Origin of the sequence: Hyalangium sp. (assembly GCF_035629615.1) — a bacterium.
Lineage (GTDB): Bacteria > Myxococcota > Myxococcia > Myxococcales > Myxococcaceae > Hyalangium.
The window spans coordinates 1-3361 of the sequence record NZ_DASPHO010000733.1; the positions used below are offsets into that span (position 1 = coordinate 1).

A 3361-nucleotide genomic window follows, 5' to 3' on the forward strand; every position below is an offset into this window, starting at 1 on the left:
GTGCGGCCGGCGATCGGCGTCCCCACGCTCACCTCCGACTGGCCCGACAGGCGCGACAGCAGGACCTGGAAGGCCGCGAGCAGCGTCATGAAGGAGGTCGAGCCCTCGCGACGGGCGAGAACCGCCAGGGCCCCCGACAGGTCCGATCCCAGGCGGATCCCCTGGTGGGCGCCGCGCGAGCTCTGCACCGCCGGCCGCGGACGGTCCAGGGGCAGCTCCAACAAGGGTGGGGCTCCCGCCAGCTGCTCCCGCCAGTGCGAAACCTCCGCTTCCAGCACCCGGCCCGACAACCAGCCGCGCTGCCACGCCGCGTAATCCGCGTACTGGAGCGGCAGCTCGGACAACGACGACGGCTCGCCGGCTGAGAAGGCCCGGTACAGAGATCCCAGCTCCCGACGCAGCACGCCCATCGACCAGCCATCGCTGACGATGTGGTGCAGAGTCGCAAGGAACACGTGCTCCTCGAGGCCCAGCCGCAAAAGGCTCGCCCGCAGTAGCGGCCCCCTCCCGAGATCGAACGGGAGCCGCGCCTCCTCCCGCGACAGGCGCCGTGCCTCTGTCACTCGCAGGGAACCGTTCAGAGATCCGAGGTCTACAACCGGCAGCCGCAACGGAGACGGAGGATCGATCACCTGTCCAGGCTCTCCGTCCACAACCTCGAAGCGCGTGCGCAGGCTCTCGTGACGGCGCACGATCTCCTCGAGCGCCGCCGCCAACACGTCGATGCGCAGACCGCCTTCCAGCCGCAGCGCCACCGGCATGTTGTAGACCGGACGGCCAGGCTCCAGCTGATCGATGAACCACAGGCGCTGCTGCGCGAACGACAGCGGCAGCCAGACTTGCTCTTCCCGGTGCACCCGTTCCAGCGGCGGCGCCGACGTGCTGCCGCCCGCTTGCAACGCGGCCTCGATCCGGAGCGCCAGGGCCGAAAGCTGCGGTGCCTCGAACAGCTCCCGCAGCGCAAGCTCCACCCCGAACAGACGCCGCACCCGGGAGACCACCTGCGTCGCCAGCAGCGAATGACCGCCCAGGGCGAAGAAGTCGTCCTCGCTGCCGACCCCCTCCACCTTCAGCACCTCACCCCAGGCCTGCGCCAGCAGCTCCTCCACCCAGGTCCGTGGAGCAATCCAGCCCGCACTCCGCGCGACGTCCCGCTCCGGAGCCGGCAGGGCGCGCCGATCCACCTTGCCGCTCGGTGTCAGAGGCACACGCTCCAGGAAGACCCACACCGACGGAACCATGTAGTCCGGCAGCGTCTCCTTCAGGAAAGACCGCAGCGCACCCGCCGTCGGGACCCGATCGGCGAACGCCGCCACCACATAGCCCACCAGGCGGCGATCTCCCGGCTCGTCCTCCCGCACCAGCACCACGGCCTCGCTCACACCACCGTGCTGCGCCAGGACCGACTCGATCTCCCCCAGCTCGATCCGGAAACCCCGCACCTTGACCTGATGGTCGCGGCGGCCCAGGAACTCCAGCGTGCCCTCCGGCAGCCAACGCCCCAGGTCGCCCGTCCGGTACAGCCGCGCACCAGGCTCGCCGAACGGATCCGGCACGAACCGCTCGGCGGTTCGATCCGCGTGTCCCAGATAGCCCCGCACCACGCCCGCGCCTCCGATGCACAGCTCCCCCGCCACACCCACCGGCACCGGCTCGAATGCATCGTTCAGCACGTAGAGCGACACATTCGTGATCGGCCGCCCGATCGGCACCGAACGAGCTGCCCGCTCCCCCCGGCGGCCGACCCACGTCGTGGCATCGATCGACACCTCCGTCGGGCCATACTGATTGTGCAGGGCCTCCACCTCGCACGGCAGGCGCGCGAAGAGCAGATTGCGGGTTTCGAGCGGCAGCACCTCGCCTCCCGCAAAGACATAGCGAAGGCTCCGGCACTGCTCGACACTCTCTGCCGTCAGGAACATCGGCAGCATGGAAGGAACGAAGTGCAGCAGCGTGATCTCCTGCTCGAGCACCGTCCGCGCCAGGTAGGCGCCGTCCCGGTGTCCGCCCGGCTGCGCCAGCACCAGACGCGCTCCCGTCAGCAGCGTCCCGAACACCTCCCAGACCGAGAAGTCGAAGCTCACCGAGGCCTTCTGCAGCACGCGGTCCGACAAGGTCAGCGGATAGAAGCGTTGCGCCCACGAAAGGCGGTTGACCACGCCGCGGTGGGGCACCAGGACCCCCTTCGGACGGCCCGTCGAGCCCGAGGTGTAGATCACATACGCCAGCCGGCGCGAGCCCACGCCGGCCGCGCCGCGCGCACGGCGCCCTGCCCGGACCGGCCAGGGCCCGTCCAGCATCACAACGGGAACCCGGTACTCGGGAAGGCGGCCGGCCAGGTCCGGCTGGAGCAGCAGGACCCGGGCTCGCGAGTCCGCCAGCATGTAGGCCAGGCGATCGCCCGGGTACTCCGGATCCAGGGGCACGTAGTAGCCGCCCGTCTTGAGGACGGCCAGCATTGCTATCGCCAGCTCCAGCGACCGCTCCGCGCAGAGCGCCACGCCCACTTCGGGCCCCACCCCCAGCTCTTCCAGGTGGCACGCCAGGCTCTCGGCGCGAGCATCGAGCTCGCGATAGCTGAGCAGCTCGCCTTCGAAGACCAGCGCGATGGACTCCGGAGTGCGCGCCACCTGCTCCGCGAACAGCTCGTCGAGGCTGCGCTCTTCGACCGCGCGCACCGTGTCGTTCCACTCCGACAGAACCTGTGCCCGCCCGGCTTTGTTCAGGAGCGGCAGCTCCGAGATCGGCCGGGCAGGATCTGCCACCACCCCTTCGAGCAGCGTCCCGAAATGCTCCAGCCAACGGCCCATCGTCGGACCGTCGAACAGATCCGTGCTGTACTCCAGGCTGCCGGACAATCCTCCTCCACCCTCGGTCAGTCCCAGCGTCAGATCGAACTTCGCCGTCCCGCCATCCATCCCAAGCGTGCTCATCCGCAGGCCCGGCAGCTCGAGGTTCTCGCGAGGCGCGTTCTGCAGGATGAACATCACCTGGAACAGGGGGGCATAGGAGAGGCTGCGCTGAGGCGAGAGCTCTTCGACCAGCTTCTCGAAAGGTACGTCCTGGTGCGCGTGCGCCTGGAGCGCCGTCTCCCGCACCCGACCCAGGAGCTCCTGGAACGGCGGGTCCTCCGACAAATGCGTGCGCAGCACCAGGGTATTGACGAAGAAGCCGATCAGGCCTTCAGTCTCGAGCCGCGTGCGGCCGGCGATCGGCGTTCCCACGCTGACCTCCGACTGGCCCGACAGGCGCGACAGCAGGATCTGGAAGGCCGCGAGCAGCGTCATGAAGGAGGTCGAACCCTTGCGACGGGCGAGAAGCGCCAGAGCCCCCGACAGCTCGGACCGTAGGCGGATCCCCT

1 protein-coding gene is annotated in these 3361 nt (G+C 69.4%); it reads right to left on the reverse strand.

The genetic code is table 11. The annotated features are described in order from the left end of the window. The coding region (locus VD972_RS36490; RefSeq protein WP_324993437.1) for an amino acid adenylation domain-containing protein at positions 1-3361 on the reverse strand (3361 nt) is incomplete at both ends.